This window comes from Cupriavidus sp. 21MJTG02-4 (assembly GCF_057798975.1).
This window is the reverse complement of record NZ_JBYOJP010000002.1, coordinates 200,559-217,347: the sequence shown is the minus strand read 5'-3', so window position 1 is coordinate 217,347 and position 16,789 is coordinate 200,559. Positions and strand designations below refer to the sequence as shown.

The 16,789-nt window shown below is 65.5% G+C and carries 16 protein-coding genes; 9 read left to right on the top strand and 7 right to left on the bottom strand.

The genetic code is table 11. The features are described 5' to 3' along the window. Positions 1-8: 8 nt before the first annotated feature. The gene (locus AC3FKH_RS04245; protein ID WP_488673198.1) at positions 9-698 is read left to right on the top strand and encodes a helix-turn-helix transcriptional regulator; all 690 of its coding nucleotides are present in this window, start codon (positions 9-11) and stop codon (positions 696-698) included. Positions 699-701: 3 nt separating this feature from the next. Here AC3FKH_RS04245 and AC3FKH_RS04240 read toward each other — a convergent pair whose 3' ends face one another. From AC3FKH_RS04240 to AC3FKH_RS04230, 3 genes are all read right to left on the bottom strand, one after another. After that, positions 702-1,196: a glutathione peroxidase gene (locus AC3FKH_RS04240; RefSeq protein WP_488673197.1), complete on the bottom strand. Its 495-nt coding sequence runs from the start codon at positions 1,194-1,196 to the stop codon at positions 702-704. 40 nt (positions 1,197-1,236) lie between these two features. Further along, the gene (locus tag AC3FKH_RS04235) at positions 1,237-2,376 is read right to left on the bottom strand and encodes a PilT/PilU family type 4a pilus ATPase (protein WP_483709203.1); all 1,140 of its coding nucleotides are present in this window, start codon (positions 2,374-2,376) and stop codon (positions 1,237-1,239) included. Positions 2,377-2,437: 61 nt separating this feature from the next. After that, positions 2,438-3,481, bottom strand: a complete 1,044-nt coding sequence (locus tag AC3FKH_RS04230; protein WP_488673195.1) for a type IV pilus twitching motility protein PilT — start codon at positions 3,479-3,481, stop codon at positions 2,438-2,440. Between the two features lie 75 nt (positions 3,482-3,556). Between AC3FKH_RS04230 and AC3FKH_RS04225 the strand changes: the two genes are divergently transcribed. Both AC3FKH_RS04225 and proC read left to right on the top strand, forming a co-directional pair. Continuing rightward, positions 3,557-4,246, top strand: coding sequence for a YggS family pyridoxal phosphate-dependent enzyme (locus AC3FKH_RS04225; RefSeq protein WP_488673193.1), 690 nt, complete (start codon positions 3,557-3,559; stop codon positions 4,244-4,246). 45 nt (positions 4,247-4,291) lie between these two features. Next, the gene (gene proC / locus AC3FKH_RS04220) at positions 4,292-5,128 is read left to right on the top strand and encodes a pyrroline-5-carboxylate reductase (RefSeq protein WP_488673191.1); all 837 of its coding nucleotides are present in this window, start codon (positions 4,292-4,294) and stop codon (positions 5,126-5,128) included. An 82-nt stretch (positions 5,129-5,210) separates the two neighbouring features. Here the strand turns inward: proC and ubiA are convergent, their stop codons facing one another. From ubiA to recG, 4 genes are all read right to left on the bottom strand, one after another. Then, a complete protein-coding gene (gene ubiA, locus AC3FKH_RS04215; RefSeq protein ID WP_488673189.1) occupies positions 5,211-6,068 on the bottom strand; it encodes a 4-hydroxybenzoate octaprenyltransferase in 858 nt (285 codons plus the stop codon). 146 nt (positions 6,069-6,214) lie between these two features. Then, the gene (locus AC3FKH_RS04210) at positions 6,215-6,700 is read right to left on the bottom strand and encodes a Dps family protein (RefSeq protein ID WP_211945718.1); all 486 of its coding nucleotides are present in this window, start codon (positions 6,698-6,700) and stop codon (positions 6,215-6,217) included. Between the two features lie 190 nt (positions 6,701-6,890). After that, on the bottom strand, positions 6,891-7,841 hold the full coding sequence (locus AC3FKH_RS04205) for a LysR substrate-binding domain-containing protein (RefSeq protein WP_488673188.1): 951 nt from the start codon (positions 7,839-7,841) through the stop codon (positions 6,891-6,893). A gap of 110 nt (positions 7,842-7,951) precedes the next feature. Further along, the gene (gene recG, locus AC3FKH_RS04200) at positions 7,952-10,138 is read right to left on the bottom strand and encodes an ATP-dependent DNA helicase RecG (protein WP_488673186.1); all 2,187 of its coding nucleotides are present in this window, start codon (positions 10,136-10,138) and stop codon (positions 7,952-7,954) included. A 155-nt stretch (positions 10,139-10,293) separates the two neighbouring features. Between recG and queA the strand changes: the two genes are divergently transcribed. From queA to AC3FKH_RS04170, 6 genes are all read left to right on the top strand, one after another. After that, positions 10,294-11,343 (top strand): tRNA preQ1(34) S-adenosylmethionine ribosyltransferase-isomerase QueA, encoded by a 1,050-nt coding sequence (queA, locus tag AC3FKH_RS04195; protein ID WP_488673185.1) that lies wholly within the window; start codon positions 10,294-10,296, stop codon positions 11,341-11,343. A 53-nt stretch (positions 11,344-11,396) separates the two neighbouring features. Then, on the top strand, positions 11,397-12,527 hold the full coding sequence (gene tgt, locus AC3FKH_RS04190) for a tRNA guanosine(34) transglycosylase Tgt (protein WP_483730298.1): 1,131 nt from the start codon (positions 11,397-11,399) through the stop codon (positions 12,525-12,527). 184 nt (positions 12,528-12,711) lie between these two features. Continuing rightward, entirely contained in the window at positions 12,712-13,038 is a 327-nt protein-coding gene (gene yajC / locus AC3FKH_RS04185) for a preprotein translocase subunit YajC (RefSeq protein ID WP_483709215.1), read from the top strand. Between the two features lie 196 nt (positions 13,039-13,234). Next, positions 13,235-15,100, top strand: coding sequence for a protein translocase subunit SecD (gene secD / locus AC3FKH_RS04180; RefSeq protein WP_488673183.1), 1,866 nt, complete (start codon positions 13,235-13,237; stop codon positions 15,098-15,100). 24 nt (positions 15,101-15,124) lie between these two features. Beyond that, positions 15,125-16,096 (top strand): protein translocase subunit SecF, encoded by a 972-nt coding sequence (secF, locus tag AC3FKH_RS04175; protein ID WP_488673181.1) that lies wholly within the window; start codon positions 15,125-15,127, stop codon positions 16,094-16,096. A 165-nt stretch (positions 16,097-16,261) separates the two neighbouring features. Further along, positions 16,262-16,540, top strand: coding sequence for a ribbon-helix-helix domain-containing protein (locus AC3FKH_RS04170; RefSeq protein WP_488673179.1), 279 nt, complete (start codon positions 16,262-16,264; stop codon positions 16,538-16,540). Positions 16,541-16,789: the final 249 nt, after the last annotated feature.

Sequence of the window (16,789 nt, the reverse complement as noted above, 5' to 3'; positions counted from 1 at the left end):
GAGAACCGATGAGCCGCCGCGCCGACCGCCTGTTCCAGATCGTCCAGATCCTGCGCGGCCGCCGCTTGACCACGGCGGCGCTGCTCGCGCAGCGGCTCGGCGTGTCCGAGCGCACGGTCTACCGCGATATCCAGGCGCTGTCGCTGTCAGGCGTGCCGGTCGAGGGTGAGGCCGGCATCGGCTACCGGCTACGCGCCGATTTCGATGTCCCGCCGCTGATGTTCACTGCTCTCGAAGTCGAAGCGCTGGTAGCCGGCCTGCGCCTGCTCAAGGCCTGGGGCGGCGGCGCGCTGGCGGCCGCGGCCGATCCGGCGCTGGAAAAACTGATGGCCGCGCTGCCGCCGCCGCGCCGGCTGGCCGCGCAGCAAAGCCGCGTGTTCGCCCCCGAGTACGTCAACCGCGCGCAGGTGCGCGAGGCGTTCGATGTCGTGCATGGTGCGCTGGGCGCGCAAAAGCTGCTGCTGCTCGACTATTGCGATGCGGAGCAGCGCGTCACCGAACGCGTGGTGCAGCCGCTGGGATTGTTCTTCTGGGGCAATGCGTGGCTGCTGGCGGCATGGTGCACGACGCGCACCGACTACCGCAGCTTTCGCCTGGACCGCTGCCGCGCGATCAGCATGCTCGACGACCGTTTCCACGAAACGCCGGACCGCTCGCTCAATGGCTTCCTGCGCGCGGTACGGGCCAGCGGAGCCTAAGCCTCAGGCGGCAGGATCGGCGATCAGCGTCTCGATGTCCGCGCGGATCTCTTCCGGCTTGGTCATCGACCCGTAGCGCTTGTAGACCGTGCCGTCGCGGCGCAGCAGGAACTTGGTGAAATTCCACTTGATGGCCTGCGTGCCGAGCACGCCGCGCTTCTCGCTGGTCAGCCACTGGTAGAGCGGATGCGCGTCGGGCCCCTTCACGTCGATCTTGGCGAACATCGGGAACGTCACGCTGAAGCGCGATTCGCAGAACTGGCCGATCTGCTGCGCGTCGCCGGGCTCCTGCTTGCCGAACTGGTTGCACGGAAAGCCCAGCACTTCGAGCCCGCGCGCGGCATACGCATCGTGCAGCGCCTGCAGGCCGGCATATTGCGGGGTAAAGCCGCACTCGCTGGCGGTGTTGACGATCAGCAGCACCTTGCCGCGGAACTGCGACAGCGGCACCGGCTGCCCGGCGAGGGAGTTGGCTTCGAACTGGTAGACATTGCTCATGGCGACTTGGCTCCTGGATCCGGCGCTTGCACGCTGCGCATCAGATCACGTTCAGGTGTTCGGTGCCGGCGCCCAGGTCGGCGTCCTTCCTGGTGGCACTGTGCAGCTTGATCATCAGCCGCAGGTCATTGAGCGAATCGGCATTGCGCAGCGCGTCCTCGTACGTGATCTTGCCGCTTTCGTGCAGGTCGAACAATGCCTGGTCGAAGGAGATCATGCCCTGCTCGCGCGATTTCTTGATCACTTCCTTGAGTTCGTGGATCTCGCCCTTGAAGATCAGGTCGGCCACCAGCGGCGTGCCGATCATGATCTCGACCGCCGGCACGCGTCCCTTGCGCCCGGCACGCGGCAGCAAGCGCTGCGAGATCATGCCCTTCAGGTTCAGCGACAGGTCGATCAGCAACTGCTGGCGCTTTTCCTCGGGGAAGAAGTTGACGATGCGGTCGATGGCCTGGTTGGCGTTGTTGGCGTGCAGCGTGGCCAGGCACAGGTGCCCGGTTTCCGCGTACTGCATCGCGTATTCCATGGTCTCGCGATCGCGGATTTCGCCGATCAGGATCACGTCGGGCGCCTGGCGCAGCGTGTTCTTCAGCGCGATGTGCCAGGACTCGGTATCGATGCCGACCTCGCGCTGCGTGACGACGCAGTTCTGGTGCGCGTGCACGTATTCGATCGGGTCCTCGATCGTGATGATGTGGCCGTAGGAATGCGCATTGCGGTGGTCGAGCATCGCCGCCAGCGTGGTCGACTTGCCCGAACCCGTGGCGCCGGTGACGATCACCAGGCCGCGCTTGGACATGACGATCTCATGCAGCGTCGGCGGCAGGTCCAGGTCCGCCACCGACGGAATGCGCGTGTTGATGGTGCGCACCACCATGCCGGCCTTGCCCTGCTGGATGAATGCCGAGACGCGGAAGCGCCCGGCCTTGGGCGCCGAGATGGCGAAGTTGCACTCGCGGGTGTCGTCGAACTCCTTGACCTGGCGTTCGTTCATGATCGAGCGCACCAGGCCCAGCGCCTGCGTCGGGTTGAGCGGCTGCTGCGAGACCGGCGTGACCTTGCCGTCGACCTTGATGGCCGGTGGAAAGTCCGAGGTGATGAACAGGTCCGACCCGCGGTTGCTCACCATCAGCTCGAGCAGGTCGTTGATGTACTTGGCGGCGGATTCGCGGTCGAGCATGGCATGGTCCTGCGAAGAAGCGGCCGCCCCGGAGGCGCGGCCGGCGGGCGAGGCGCGGGCCTCAGCCCATGAAAGCGTCGGGGTTCTTGGCAATGGCCCGTGCGTCGCTGTAGCTGATCATGCTGCGCTTGATCAGGTCCGACAGGCACTGGTCCAGGGTCTGCATGCCCAGCCCGCTGCTGGTCTGCATCATCGAGTACATCTGCGCGATCTTGTTCTCGCGGATCAGGTGGCGGATCGCCGGCGTGGCGATCATGATTTCGTGCGCGGCGGTGCGGCCGTTGCCGTCACGCGTCTTCAGCAGCGTCTGCGAGATCACGGCCTCCAGCGATTCGGACAGCATGGTGCGCACCATGTCCTTCTCTTCAGGCGGGAACACGTCGACCACGCGGTCGATGGTCTTGGCCGCGGAGCTGGTGTGCAGCGTGCCGAAGACCAGGTGGCCGGTTTCGGCCGCGGTCAGCGCCAGGCGGATGGTTTCGAGATCGCGCAATTCGCCGACCAGCACCACGTCCGGATCCTCACGCAGTGCCGAGCGCAACGCGTTGGCGAACGAGTGCGTATGCGGGCCAAGTTCGCGCTGGTTGATCAGGCTTTTCTTGGACTGGTGAACGAATTCGATCGGGTCCTCCACCGTGAGGATGTGGCCCATGTCGTTGTCGTTGCGGTGGTCCACCATCGCCGCCAGCGTGGTCGACTTACCCGAGCCGGTCGGCCCCGTCACCAGCACCAGGCCACGCGGCTTCATGCACAGGTCGGCGAACACCGCCGGCGCGCGCAGCTCTTCGAGCGTGAGAACCTTGGAGGGAATCGTACGGAACACCGCAGCCGCGCCGCGCTGCGTGTTGTAGGCATTGACCCGGAAACGCGACAGGCCGGCGATTTCAAACGAGAAATCGATCTCCAGCCGTTCTTCGTAGCTCTTGCGCTGGGAGTCGCTCATGATGTCGTACACCATGGCGTGGACATCCTTGTGCGCCATGGCGGCGACGTTGATGCGCCGCATGTCGCCGTGAATACGCACCATCGGCGGCATGTCCGCCGACAGGTGTAGATCGGACGCCTTGTTCTTGACTGCGAAAGCCAATAGCTGCGCGATGTCCATCTATAATGACCCCACCCGATTAATTGTCTGTACTTTTCGTACTTCTTTTTACTTCTTCTGTATGTCCGCCGGATTATGTCTGTAATTGCCGCCAACTTGCAAGCTGTGCACCGTGGCGTCGCGGCGGCGGCACAACAAGCCGGAAGAGTCCCTGAAGACGTGGCCTTGCTGGCGGTTTCCAAGACCGTCGCGCCCGGCATCGTGCGCGAGGCATTCGACGCCGGACAGCGCGCTTTTGGCGAAAACTACGTGCAGGAAGGCGTGGAAAAGATCGTGGCGCTGGCCGACCTGCGCAGCCAGGTCGCGTGGCATTTCATCGGGCCGCTGCAAAGCAACAAGACGCGGCTGGTGGCCGAGCATTTCGACTGGGTGCATGCGATCGACCGCCTCAAGATCGCGCAGCGGTTGTCGGAGCAGCGCCCGGCCGGCATGGCGCCGCTGCAGGTCTGCATCCAGGTGAATATCAGCCATGAAGCCAGCAAGAGCGGCGTCGCCCCGGAAGACGTGCCGGAACTGGCGCGCGCGGTGGCCGCGCTGCCGGGGCTTCGCCTGCGCGGGCTGATGGCAATTCCCGAGCCCGCGATCGACCTGGTCGCGCAGCGCCGACCGTTCGCCGCGATGCACGGCCTGTTGCAGTCGCTGCAAGCGGCAGGCCTGCCGCTCGATACCCTGTCGATGGGCATGTCGGGCGACATGGATGCCGCCATCGCCGAAGGCGCCACCATCGTGCGTATCGGCACCGCTATCTTCGGCGCGCGCGCATGAGCATCGCGACCGAATTCCCCCATTCAATTCCAGCCAGAGACTGACATGCTCGAAACCCTGACCTTCGGCTTCCTTGGTGGTGGCAACATGGCCACCGCCCTGATCGGCGGCCTGATCGCGCGCGGCGTGCCGGCCGGATCGATCCGCGTGGTCGACCCGTTCCCCGACGCCCGGCAGCGCCTGGTGCGCGACCTTGGCGTGCATGCGTCCGGTGCGCCGGATGCGGCCTTCGGCGCGTCAGACGTACTGGTACTGGCCGTCAAGCCGCAGCAATTCCGCGAAGCCGCGGCCAGCCTGCTGCCGCACCTGCCCGCGACCGGTGCCGGCAACCTGGTGATCAGCGTCGCCGCCGGCATCCGCCTGCAGGACATGCAACGCTGGCTGGGCGGCCGGTCGCGGCTGGTGCGCGCCATGCCGAACACGCCCGCGTTGTCGGGCATGGGCATGACGGGCCTGGCGTCACCCGCCGGCTTGTCGGCGCAGGACCGCGCCATCGCCACCGCGGTGGCTGAAGCCGTGGGCAAGTGCGCGTGGGTCGATGGCGATGATCAGATCGATGCCGTCACGGCTATTTCCGGCAGCGGGCCGGCCTATGTGTTCTTCTTTATCGAAGCGATGGAACGTGCCGCTACGGAACTCGGCCTTAGCGCGCAGCAAGGCCGTGAACTGGCGGTGCAGACGTTCCTTGGTGCAGCCACGCTGGCTGGCGAGTCGCCGGAAGCGGTGTCCACATTGCGCGAGCGCGTGACGTCCAAGGGCGGTACGACGTATGCCGCGGTGACGGCCATGCAGAGCGCGGGCATTGCCGATGCGTTCGTGCGAGCCATGCACGCGGCGGCGGCGCGTGGGAAAGAGATGGGGGAAGAGTTCGGGAAGGATTGAGCGAGCGCTCTACCCGATATCACCGGCTTGCGCATACCGCAGCCCGGCTCCCCTCTCCCATTTATGGGAGAGGGGAGAAATCCTAGCGCATCGCGTAGGCCAGCGCCGTTCCGGCAAACACGCACGCACCCAGCCAGTTGTTGTGGCGGAACGCTGCAAAACAGCGCATGCGATCGCGGTCGCGAATCAGGGTGTAGTGATAGCCAGCGCAAATCGCCGCTGCGACAAGGCCTGCCCAATAAGGCCATCCCAGCGACAGCATCGCACCTGCCCACGCCATCAGCCCCAAAAAGACCGCATAGCAGACCATGATCGCGGCCACATCGAAACGGCCGAACGTAATGGCTGATGTCTTGATGCCGATCAGCAGGTCATCGTCGCGATCCACCATCGCATACGCCGTGTCATAGGCGACCGCCCAGAACACATTGGCCAGCAGCATTACCCACGCCACCAGCGGCACCTGATCCTGCACGGCGGCAAACGCCATCGGAATGCCAAATCCAAAAGCGATACCCAGGTAAGCCTGCGGAATCGCAAAGAAGCGCTTGAAGAACGGATAGGTCCCGGCCACTACGGCGGCCACCACGGCCAGCCATTTGGTGAGGCTGTTCAGCGGCAGGATCAGTGCGAATGCGGCCAGCGCCAGCACCGCCGCCACCGCCAGCGCTTCCCACGCGGCAATCTTGCCCGCCGTCAGCGGCCGTTCCTTGGTGCGCTTGACGTGCTTGTCGAAGTCGCGGTCGGCGTAGTCGTTGATGGCGCAGCCCGCCGAACGCATCAGGAACGTGCCGGCAAAGAAGATGCAGAACACGCCCAGCGCCGGCGGCCCGCCGGCAGCCATCCACAGTGCCCACAACGTGGGCCACAGCAACAGCAGCGTGCCGATGGGCTTGTCGATGCGCACCAGGCGCGCATAGAGGGCAAGGCGTTCAGACATGGGAGCTCGGGGACAGGAAATCAGCACGGCAGCAGCGGGGACGGAAGGAATCAGAAAGACAGGGAGCGCAGTGACGCTCAGAACAAAAACGCGCCGCAGCCAGGACGGTTGCGGCGCGTCGTGCCGGCATGGCAGTCAGGCGACGATCAGGCCAGCATCGAGCGCAGCATCCACGCCGTCTTCTCGTGCGTCTGCATGCGCTGCGTCAGCAGGTCGGCCGACGGTTCATCGCTGGCGGCGTCGACCAGCGGGAAGATCGAGCGCGCGGTGCGGATCACGGACTCCTGGCCTTCAACCAGCTTGCGGATCATCTCGGTGGCTTCGGGCACGCCGTCTTCTTCCTGAATTGACGACAGGCGCGCATATTCCTTGTAGGTGCCCGGAGCCGGGTAGCCCAGCGCGCGGATGCGCTCGGCGATCGAGTCCACGGCCAGGGCCAGCTCGGTGTACTGCGTCTCGAACATCAGATGCAGCGTGTTGAACATGGGGCCCGTCACGTTCCAATGGAAGTTGTGGGTCTTGAGGTAGAGGGTGTAAGTGTCAGCCAGCAGCTTGGACAGGCCTTCCGCGATCTTCTTGCGGTCCTTGTCGGAGATGCCGATGTTCACGCTCATCTCATTCTTCTTTGCCATGGTAGGTACGCTCCATTCTGGGAAAGCACGAGGATTGCCACACGGCTGAGCCGAACCTGGCCGAGCGGCATAGCCCCGACATTATTGCACTACCGCGCAAGCCGGGACAAACCCCGAGCCAGCGCGCCGCAGTCGAAAAACAAAAACGGCCGCTCATGGCGGCCATTGATTCACGACGTACAGAAAAAACTCAGGCGGCCTCGGCCAATTCCTTGGCATTGAGCCTGCGCACGCCCGGCAAATCGCACGCCGCCACCGCGCTCGCCAGCGCTTCCATGGCGGGCAGGCGGGTGAAGCTCTTGCGCCAGGCCAGCACCACGCGGCGGTCCGGCACCGGCTCGGCGAACGGCACGTAGGCCAGCATATCGCCCTTGGCCTTCATGTCCGGCACCGAGGTGCGCGGCAGCACGGTAATGCCGACGCCGCTGGCAACCATATGGCGGATGGTTTCGAGCGACGAGCCTTCAAAGGTCTTCTGGATGCCGTCGGAAGCCTGCGAGAAGCGCGACAGCTCCGGGCAGACCCCCAGCACGTGGTCGCGGAAGCAGTGGCCGCTGCCGAGCAGCAGCATGGTCTGCTGCTTCAGCTCGTCCGGATCGACGTGGCTGACCTCGGCAAGCTGGTGCCCGCGCGGCACCGCGACGACGAACGGTTCGTCATAGAGCGGGCGCACCGTGAGGCCGGAGTCGGCAAACGGCTCGGCCATGATGGCGCAGTCGATCTCGCCCTGCTTGAGCAGCTCGATCAGCTTGACCGTGTAGTTCTCCTGCAGCATCAGCGGCATTTGCGGCACGGCCCCGATCATCTGCTTGACCAGCGACGGCAGCAGGTAGGGCCCGATGGTGTAGATCACGCCCACGCGCAGCGGACCGGCCAGCGGATCCTTCCCCTGCTTGGCGATCTCGCGGATGGCCATGGTCTGTTCGAGCACGCGCTGGGCCTGGGCCACGATCTGCTCGCCCACGGAGGTCACGGAGACCTCGGACGTGCCGCGCTCGAAGATCTGCACGTTGAGTTCGTCTTCCAGCTTCTTGATCGCCACCGACAGGGTCGGCTGCGACACGAAGCAGGCCTCGGCAGCACGGCCGAAATGGCGCTCCCGCGCCACGGCGACGATGTACTTCAGTTCGGTGAGCGTCATGACTTATCAATTTTCGATAGGCGATAGATTTTACCTTCGATTCCGCAATCTGTCAGAACAGTGCGCGAATGCGGCGCATGGGACACCAAAACGCGAAGTTTGCCCCGTTTTCAGGCCTTCAGGTAATGCTCGCGGCCCCCGAGCCAGCGTGACAGATGGGCCTCCACGGCCTCCGGAAACTGCGTCAGCATGAGCTGCGCGGCTTCCTGCGCGTACTCGACCAGCCAGGCATCGGTGTTCAGGTCGGCAAAGCGCAGCATGGCTTCGCCCGACTGGCGCGCGCCAAGGAATTCGCCCGGTCCGCGGATATCCAGGTCGCGCCGGGCGATCTCGAAGCCATCGGTGGTCTCTCGCATGGTCGCCAGCCGCTCGCGCGCGGTGGGCGACAGCGGCGCCTGGTACATCAGCAGGCAGACCGACTCGGCGGTGCCCCGCCCCACCCGCCCGCGCAACTGGTGCAGCTGCGCCAGCCCGAAGCGCTCGGCATGCTCGATCACCATCAGCGAGGCGTTGGGCACGTCCACGCCGACTTCGATCACGGTGGTGGCCACCAGCACCTGCAGGCGGTTGGCGCTGAAATCGTCCATCACGGACGCCTTCTCGGCCGGCGGCAGGCGGCCGTGGACCAGCCCGACGCGCAGGTCCGGCAAGGCGGCAACCAGCGTTTCGTAGGTCTCCACGGCGGTCTGCAGCTGCATCGCCTCGCTTTCCTCGATCAGCGGGCAGACCCAGTAGACTTGCCGGCCCTCGGCGGCCGCATGGTGAATGCGCTCGATGACCTCGTCGCGGCGCTCGTCGTTGACCAGCCGCGTGACGATCGGCGTGCGGCCCGGCGGCAGTTCGTCGATCACCGACACATCGAGGTCCGCGTAGTACGTCATGGCCAGCGTGCGCGGGATCGGCGTGGCCGACATCATGAGCTGGTGCGGCACGGTTTCCGGCCCGACCGGGGCCGTATCCGGAGCCACATCCGATGCCGGCTCGGCGCCGGCGGCCTTGCCGCGCAGCGCCAGCCGCTGCGCCACGCCGAAGCGGTGCTGCTCGTCCACCACCGACAGGCCGAGTTTGGCGAAGCGCACGGTGTCCTGGATCAGCGCATGCGTGCCGATCGCCAGCCGGGCCTCGCCCGATTCCACGCGCGCCACGGCCGCGCGCTTGTCGCGCGCCTTGAGGCTGCCGGCCAGCCACACCACCGGCACGCCGAGCGGTTCCAGCCACGCCGACAGCTTGCGGTAGTGCTGCTCGGCCAGGATTTCGGTCGGCGCCATGATCGCGGCCTGGTAGCCGGCGTCGATCGCCTGGCACGCCGCCAGCGCCGCCACGATGGTCTTGCCGCTGCCCACGTCGCCCTGCAGCAGGCGGTGCATCGGGTGCTGCGCGGTCATGTCGGCCGCGATTTCCTCGACCACGCGCTGCTGCGCGCCGGTCAGGCGGAACGGCAGTGCGGCCAGGAACTGCGTCAGCAGGCCGCCCTCCCGTCGCGGCATGGACGGTGCATTCTTTTCGCGCCGGGCCTCATGGGCACGCCGCAGCGAGATCTGCTGGGCCAGCAGTTCGTCGAACTTGATGCGCAGCCAGGCCGGATGCGAACGGTCGGCCAGCGCCGCCTCGCTTTCCTGCGGTGGCGGCGTGTGCAGCAGGCGCAGGCATTCGGCGAGCGGGCGCAGCTTCAGCTTGGCGAGCGGCCCCTTCAGCACGGCCGCGGGCAGTGTTTCCGGCATGGGCGTGCGCGTCAACGCGCCGGAAATCGCCTTGCGCAGATAGGCCTGCGAAATACCGGCCGTAGCCGGATAGACCGGCGTGAGCCGGTCCGGCAAGGCCTCGTCGGGCGCGACCGGGCGCACCGTCGGGTGCACCATCTCGGCACCGAAGAAGCCGCCCCGGACTTCGCCGCGCACGCGCAGGCGCACGCCTTCCTCCATCTGCTTGGTCTGGCTGCCGTAGAAATTCAGGAACCGCAGCGTCAGCTCGCCGCTTTCATCGGCGATCTTCACGACGAGCTGGCGGCGCGGACGGAAGGTGACCTCGTTGGAAATGACCTCGCCCTCGACCTGCGCGGCCTGACCGAGACCCGAGCGGCGGATCGCCTCGGCGATCGGCATCAGCGTGGTCTCGTCCTCGTAGCGCATCGGCAGGTGCAGCACCAGGTCGACGCTGCGCCGCAGGCCCATCTTGGCCAGCCGCGCGACCGCGGACGACGGCTTGCTGTCCTTGCCCGCGGCCTTGCCCCTTGCAGACGGCGCTGAGTCAGGGGCTGCGGCTTTGTCCTGGGTCGGTTCGGTGGCGGTTCCGGGCATCGGCAGTCGGGCAGGCGGAGAAATAAGGGGTATCACACAGGGCCGGGCGGCGCCTGGCGCCCAAGCCTTACAATATCGGATTCGCCGATTGTACCTATCCCGGTTGCCGCTCCGTACGCTGCGTACAGCGCCTGGCCGGGTCTTGCCGTTTCCTCATGCTGACGCTGTCCGATTTCGATTTCCCGCTGCCGCCCGAACTGATTGCCCAAAGCGCCCTGCCCGACCGCAGCGCCAGCCGGCTGCTGGTCGTCGAGCGCCTGGCGCCGGGCGAGCAGCCCGACGCTGTCCGGCTGGTCGACCGCGCGTTCAGCGAGATCACCGAATACCTGCGGCCCGACGACCTGCTGGTCTTCAATGACACGCGCGTGATCAAGGCGCGCTTCTTCGGCCACAAGCGTAGCGGCGGCAAGGTCGAGGTGCTGGTGGAGCGGGTGCTGGATTCCCACACCGTGCTGGCCCAGGTGCGCGCGTCCAAGACACCGCCCGAGGGCAGCCAGCTGCACCTGGCGGACGACGCCTTCGCCGTCACGGTCGGCCCGCGCGTCGACCAGTTCTTCACGCTGCGCTTCCCCGCACCCGCGCTGGACCTGATCGAGCAGTATGGACGCCTGCCGCTGCCGCCATACATCACGCACGACCCGGACGCCTACGACGAAACGCGCTACCAAACCGTCTATGCGCGCAACCCGGGCGCCGTGGCCGCACCGACCGCCGGGCTGCATTTCGACGATGCGCTGTTTGCCCGGCTCGACGCCGCCGGCGTGCGCCGCGCGTTCCTGACGTTGCACGTCGGCGCCGGCACCTTCCAGCCGGTACGCACCGAGAATATCGCCGAACACAAGATGCACTCGGAGTGGTACGCCATCTCGCCGGAACTGGCCGACGCCGTGCGCGAAACGCGCGCGCGCGGCGGGCGCGTCATTGCGGTGGGCACGACCTCGCTGCGCGCGCTCGAATCAGCCGCGATGCCCGACGGCACACTGGACGCCGGCAGCGGCGACACCGATATCTTCATCACGCCGGGCTACCAGTTCCGCCTGGTCGATGCCCTGATCACCAACTTCCACCTGCCCAAGTCGACGCTGCTGATGCTGGTGTCGGCGCTGGCCGGCGTGCAAGCCATCCGCGCCGCCTACCGCCACGCGGTCGAGGCGCGCTATCGTTTCTTCAGCTACGGCGACGCGATGTTCCTGACCCGCCAGTGAAACCCGCGGATCCGCGCCAGCCCTGAAGCCAGAACCGAATTCCGAAACCCGCCATGCTCAACTTCGAACTCCTCACCACCGACGGCAACGCGCGCCGCGGCCGCGTTACCCTGAACCACGGCGTGGTCGAAACGCCGATCTTCATGCCGGTCGGCACCTATGGCTCGGTCAAGGCCATGTCGCCGCTGGAACTGAACGAGATCGGCGCCGAGATCATCCTGGGCAACACCTTCCACCTGTGGCTGCGCCCGGGCCTGGACGTGGTGAATGCGCATGAAGGCCTGCACCGCTTCATCGGCTGGGACAAGCCGATCCTGACCGACTCGGGCGGCTTCCAGGTGTTTTCGCTCGGCGATTTGCGCAAGATCACCGAAGATGGCGTCACGTTCGCGTCGCCGGTGAATGGCGACAAGCTGTTCCTGTCGCCCGAGATTTCGATGCAGATCCAGCGCACGCTGAACTCGGACATCGTCATGCAGTTCGACGAATGCACGCCGTACGAGATCGAGGGCCGTCCTGCCACGCACGAAGAGGCGGCCAAGTCGATGCGCATGAGCCTGCGCTGGGCCAAGCGCTCGCGCGACGAGTTCGAGCGCCTGGCCAACCCGAATGCGCTGTTCGGCATCGTCCAGGGCGGCATGTTTGAAGACCTGCGCGATGAATCGCTGGCCGGCCTGTCGGAGCTGGACTTCCACGGCTTCGCCATCGGCGGCCTGTCGGTGGGCGAGCCCAAGGAAGACATGATGCGCGTGCTCGAGCACGTCGCGCCGCGCCTTCCGGCCAACAAGCCGCATTACCTGATGGGCGTGGGCACGCCTGAAGACCTGGTGGCAGGCGTGGCCGCCGGCGTCGACATGTTCGACTGCGTGATGCCAACCCGCAATGCGCGCAACGGCTGGCTCTTTACCCGTTTCGGCGACGTCAAGATCAAGAACGCCGCGCATCGCAACGACCCGCGCCCGCTCGACGAAAGCTGCGCCTGCTACACCTGCCGCAACTTCTCGCGCGCCTACCTGCACCACCTGCACCGCGTCGGCGAGATCCTGGGCGCGCGCCTGAACACCATCCACAACCTGCACTACTACCTCCAGCTGATGCGCGAAGTGCGCGAGTCGATCGAGCAGCACCGCTTCAGCGACTTCCGACGCCAGTTCGCCAGCGACCGCGCGCGCGGCGCGCGCTGAGCCGAGAACTTTCCCGCCTGGCATGGTCGAATACCGGGGTTGTGACGGCCTTGCCGCCCTTAGCGGCAAGTCGTCCAGAACGCACCCGAACAAACCCGAATTCCGGCCTAGAATGCCGGGGCGTGACCGAGTCGGGTGATAGAATGGTCGATTACTTGAATGACTTTTGTGACGGAGAATCAACGTGCTGATTTCTAATGCATTCGCCCAGACCGCCGGTGCCGGCGGCGCAGCGGGTGGCCTGATGAGCTTCCTGCCCATCATCCTGATGTTCGGCGTGCTGTGGTTCATCATGATCCGCCCGCAGATGAAGCGCCAGAAGGAAAGCAAGGCCATGCTGGAAGCCCTGGCCAAGAACGACGAAGTCGTCACGGCCGGCGGCATCCTCGGCAAGGTGACCAAGGTGACCGACCAGTACGTCAGCCTGGAAATCGCCGCAGGCACCGAAATCACCGTGCAGAAGAACGCCGTGACCACGGTGCTGCCGAAGGGCTCGCTGAAGTCGCTCTGATTCCCGTTCGCGACACTGCCCTTTGTCTTTTCCGGCATGCCCCATGTGCATGCCCTGGCAGCCGCCTGATCAGCCCGTGGGCCCCTGAAAGGCCTTCCCGTGGCGGCCAGGCGGCTGTTTGCCAACCGGTCCGGCCCCGCCGGCGTGCCCCTGGGGCCCCCGGCGAATCCGCCAACCGCAGAATGACTGGCCAGAGATGAATCGTTATCCGCTTTGGAAATATGTTGTGATCCTGGTGGCCCTGGCCATCGGCATCACCTACACGCTGCCGAATTTCTTCGGCGAGGCGCCCGCCGTGCAGGTTTCCTCCGGCAAGGCTACGGTCAAGGTGGACCTTTCCATGCAGAAGCATGTGGAAGAGATCCTGGCCCAGAACCAGCTCAAGCCTGACGGCGTGTTCTTCGATGTTTCGGGCCAGTCCGGCTCGGTCAAGGCGCGCTTTCGCACCACCGACGACCAACTCAAGGCCAAGGACGTCCTGACGCGCACGCTCAACCCCGACGCGGCCGACCCGACCTACGTGGTCGCGCTGAACCTGCTCTCGGGCTCGCCGCGCTGGCTGACCGCCATGCACGCGCTGCCGATGTACCTGGGCCTGGACCTGCGCGGCGGCGTGCACTTCCTGCTGCAGGTCGACATGAAGGGCGCCGTCGACAAGAAGCTCGACAGCCTTTCGGGCGATGCCCGTACCCTGCTGCGCGACAAGAACGTTCGCCACGGCGGCATCGACCGCGACGGCGACAAGCTGACCGTGCGCTTCAGCAATGCCGACGACGCCAACAAGGCGCGCGCCATCCTGGCCGACAACCTGCGCGAACTCGCCTTCGCCATGGACGGCAACAACGTGGTCGGCACCTTTACGGATGCCGCCCGCAAGGCCGTGCAGGACGCCGCCGTCAAGCAGAACATCACCACCCTGCACAACCGCGTGAACGAGCTTGGCGTGGCCGAGCCCGTGATCCAGCAGCAAGGCGCGGACCGCATCGTGGTGCAGCTGCCCGGCGTGCAGGACACCGCCAAGGCCAAGGACATCATCGGCCGTACCGCCACGCTGGAAGCGCGCCTGGCCGACCCCGACGCGCCGCGCAACCCGCGCCCGGGCGACCCGGTTCCGTTTGGCGACGAGCTGTTCACGCAAGGCAACGGCGCCCCGGTGATCCTGCGCAAGCAGGTGATCTTCACCGGCGACCGCATCGAAAGCGCGTCGGCCGGCTTCGACCAGAACCAGCGCCCGTCGGTCAACATCAAGCTCGACGCCCAGGGCGGCCGCGTGCTGCGCGACGTCTCGCGCGAGAACATCGGCAAGCCGATGGGCATCGTGCTGTTCGAAAAGGGCAAGGGCGAAGTCCTGACCGTGGCGACGATCCAGTCCGAACTCGGTTCGAGCTTCCAGATCACTGGCTCGTACTCGACCGAAGCCGCCAACGACCTAGCCCTGCTGCTGCGCGCCGGCTCGCTGGCCGCGCCCATGGAGATCATCGAGGAACGCACCATCGGCCCGTCGCTGGGCGCGGACAACATCCAGAAGGGCTTTGACTCGGTCGCCTATGGCTTCGGCGCCATCGCCGTGTTCATGGTGCTGTACTACATGCTGTTCGGCGTGTTCTCGGTGGCGGCGCTGGGCATCAACCTGCTGCTGCTGATTGCGGTGCTGTCGATGCTGCAGGCCACGCTGACGCTGCCGGGCATTGCCGCAATCGCGCTGGTGCTGGGCATGGCCATCGACGCCAACGTGCTAATCAACGAGCGTATCCGCGAGGAACTGCGCGCGGGTGCCTCGCCGCAGATGGCGATCGCCGTCGGCTTCGAGCGCGCCTGGGCCACCATCCTGGACTCCAACGTCACCACGCTGATCGCGGGCCTGGCGCTGCTGGCCTTCGGCTCCGGTCCGGTGCGCGGCTTTGCCGTGGTGCACTGCCTGGGCATCCTGACCTCGATGTTCTCGGCGGTGTTCTTCAACCGCGGCCTGGTCAACCTCTGGTACGGCCGCAAGAAGAAGCTGCAAAGCGTGGCCATCGGCCAGATCTGGAAACCGGGTGCGGACACCCCGGTCGCCAAGTAAGCACGGATACATCAGGACAACATCATGGAATTCTTCCGCATCCGGCGCGACATTCCGTTCATGAAGCACGCGTTGATCTTCAACGTGGTGTCCTTCCTGACGTTTGCCGCCGCCGTATTCTTCCTGTGGCACAAGGGCCTGCACCTGTCGATCGAGTTCACCGGCGGCACGGTGATGGAGGTCAACTACCAGCAGGCGGCCGATCTCGAAAAGATCCGCGGCCAGGTGGGCAAGCTCGGCTATACCGACGTGCAGGTGCAGAACTTCGGCACCTCGCGCGACGTGATGATCCGCCTGCCGCTGCAGAAGGGCCCGGACGGCAAGCCCGTCACCTCGGCCCAGCAGAGCGAGCAGGTCATGGGCGCATTGCAGGCGGCCACGCCTGAGGTCAAGCTGCAACGCGTGGAGTTCGTCGGCCCGCAGGTCGGCAAGGAACTGGCCACCGACGGCCTGCTGGCCTTGCTGTGCGTGGTGATCGGCATCGTGATCTACCTGTCGTTCCGCTTCGAGTGGAAGTTCGCGGTGGCGGGCATCATCGCCAACCTGCACGACGTGGTGATCATCCTGGGCTTCTTCGCGTTCTTCCAGTGGGAATTCTCGCTGTCGGTGCTGGCGGCTATCCTGGCGGTGCTCGGCTACTCGGTGAACGAGTCGGTAGTGATCTTCGACCGGATCCGCGAGGCCTTCCGCAAGTACCGCAAGATGACCACGCACGAGGTCATCGACCACGCGATCACCAGCACGATGTCGCGGACCATCATCACCCACGGCTCGACCGAAATGATGGTGCTGTCGATGTTCTTCTTCGGCGGCCCCACCCTGCACTACTTCGCCCTGGCGCTGACGGTCGGTATCCTGTTCGGTATCTACTCGTCGGTGTTCGTTGCCGCGGCGCTGGCCATGTGGTTTGGCGTCAAGCGCGAAGACCTGGTCAAGGGCGACAAGAAGGCCGGAGGCACGGATCGCGATGATCCGAACTACGGCGCGCAGGCCTGAGCCTGACGCTGGACAAAAAAAGGCGCACCTTTGGGTGCGCTTTTTTTTTTTGCTCTTCATTGCGGGTGGATTAGTGATCTTGTACCGGCGGGACTGGTGTCGTGAAACTGGGCGGCGCCAGAGTCCAAGAGTAGGATTAAATCCTACTCACGCAAGGAGGGTGCCATGCGGACCACTCAACAACTGAGCGTCACCCTTCCGACCGAAATGGCCCAGGCCATCAAGGAAAGGGTGCGTAGCGGGGAGTACGCCAGCGAGAGCGAGGTGATTCGAGATGGCCTTCGCGCACTCTTCGCTCGTGACCGGACCGTGGAGAACTGGCTGCGCGAAGAGGTCGTTCCAGCCTATGAGGCCATTAAGGCGGATTCATCGCGCGGCCGGACGGCAAGTGAAATCCGTTCCCGTCTGGCTGAAGAACTTGCCCAGAAGACCCGCGAAGGATGAGATCCTGTCAGGTCATCTTTACGCCGGAGTTCGAAGAACGGCTTGGCGAGCTGTTCCACTACATCGCCGATGAATCCGGCTCCGCGGCGGTCGCTGCGCAACACGGATGCAATCGTCGGCTATTGCGAGAGCCTCACTACCTTTCCGCATCGGCGCACCATGCGCCATGACCTTCAGCCAGGATTGCGCATCACCCACTATCGGGGGCGCACAGTGATTGCGTACTTGGTGGAAGGGGACCAGGTATTC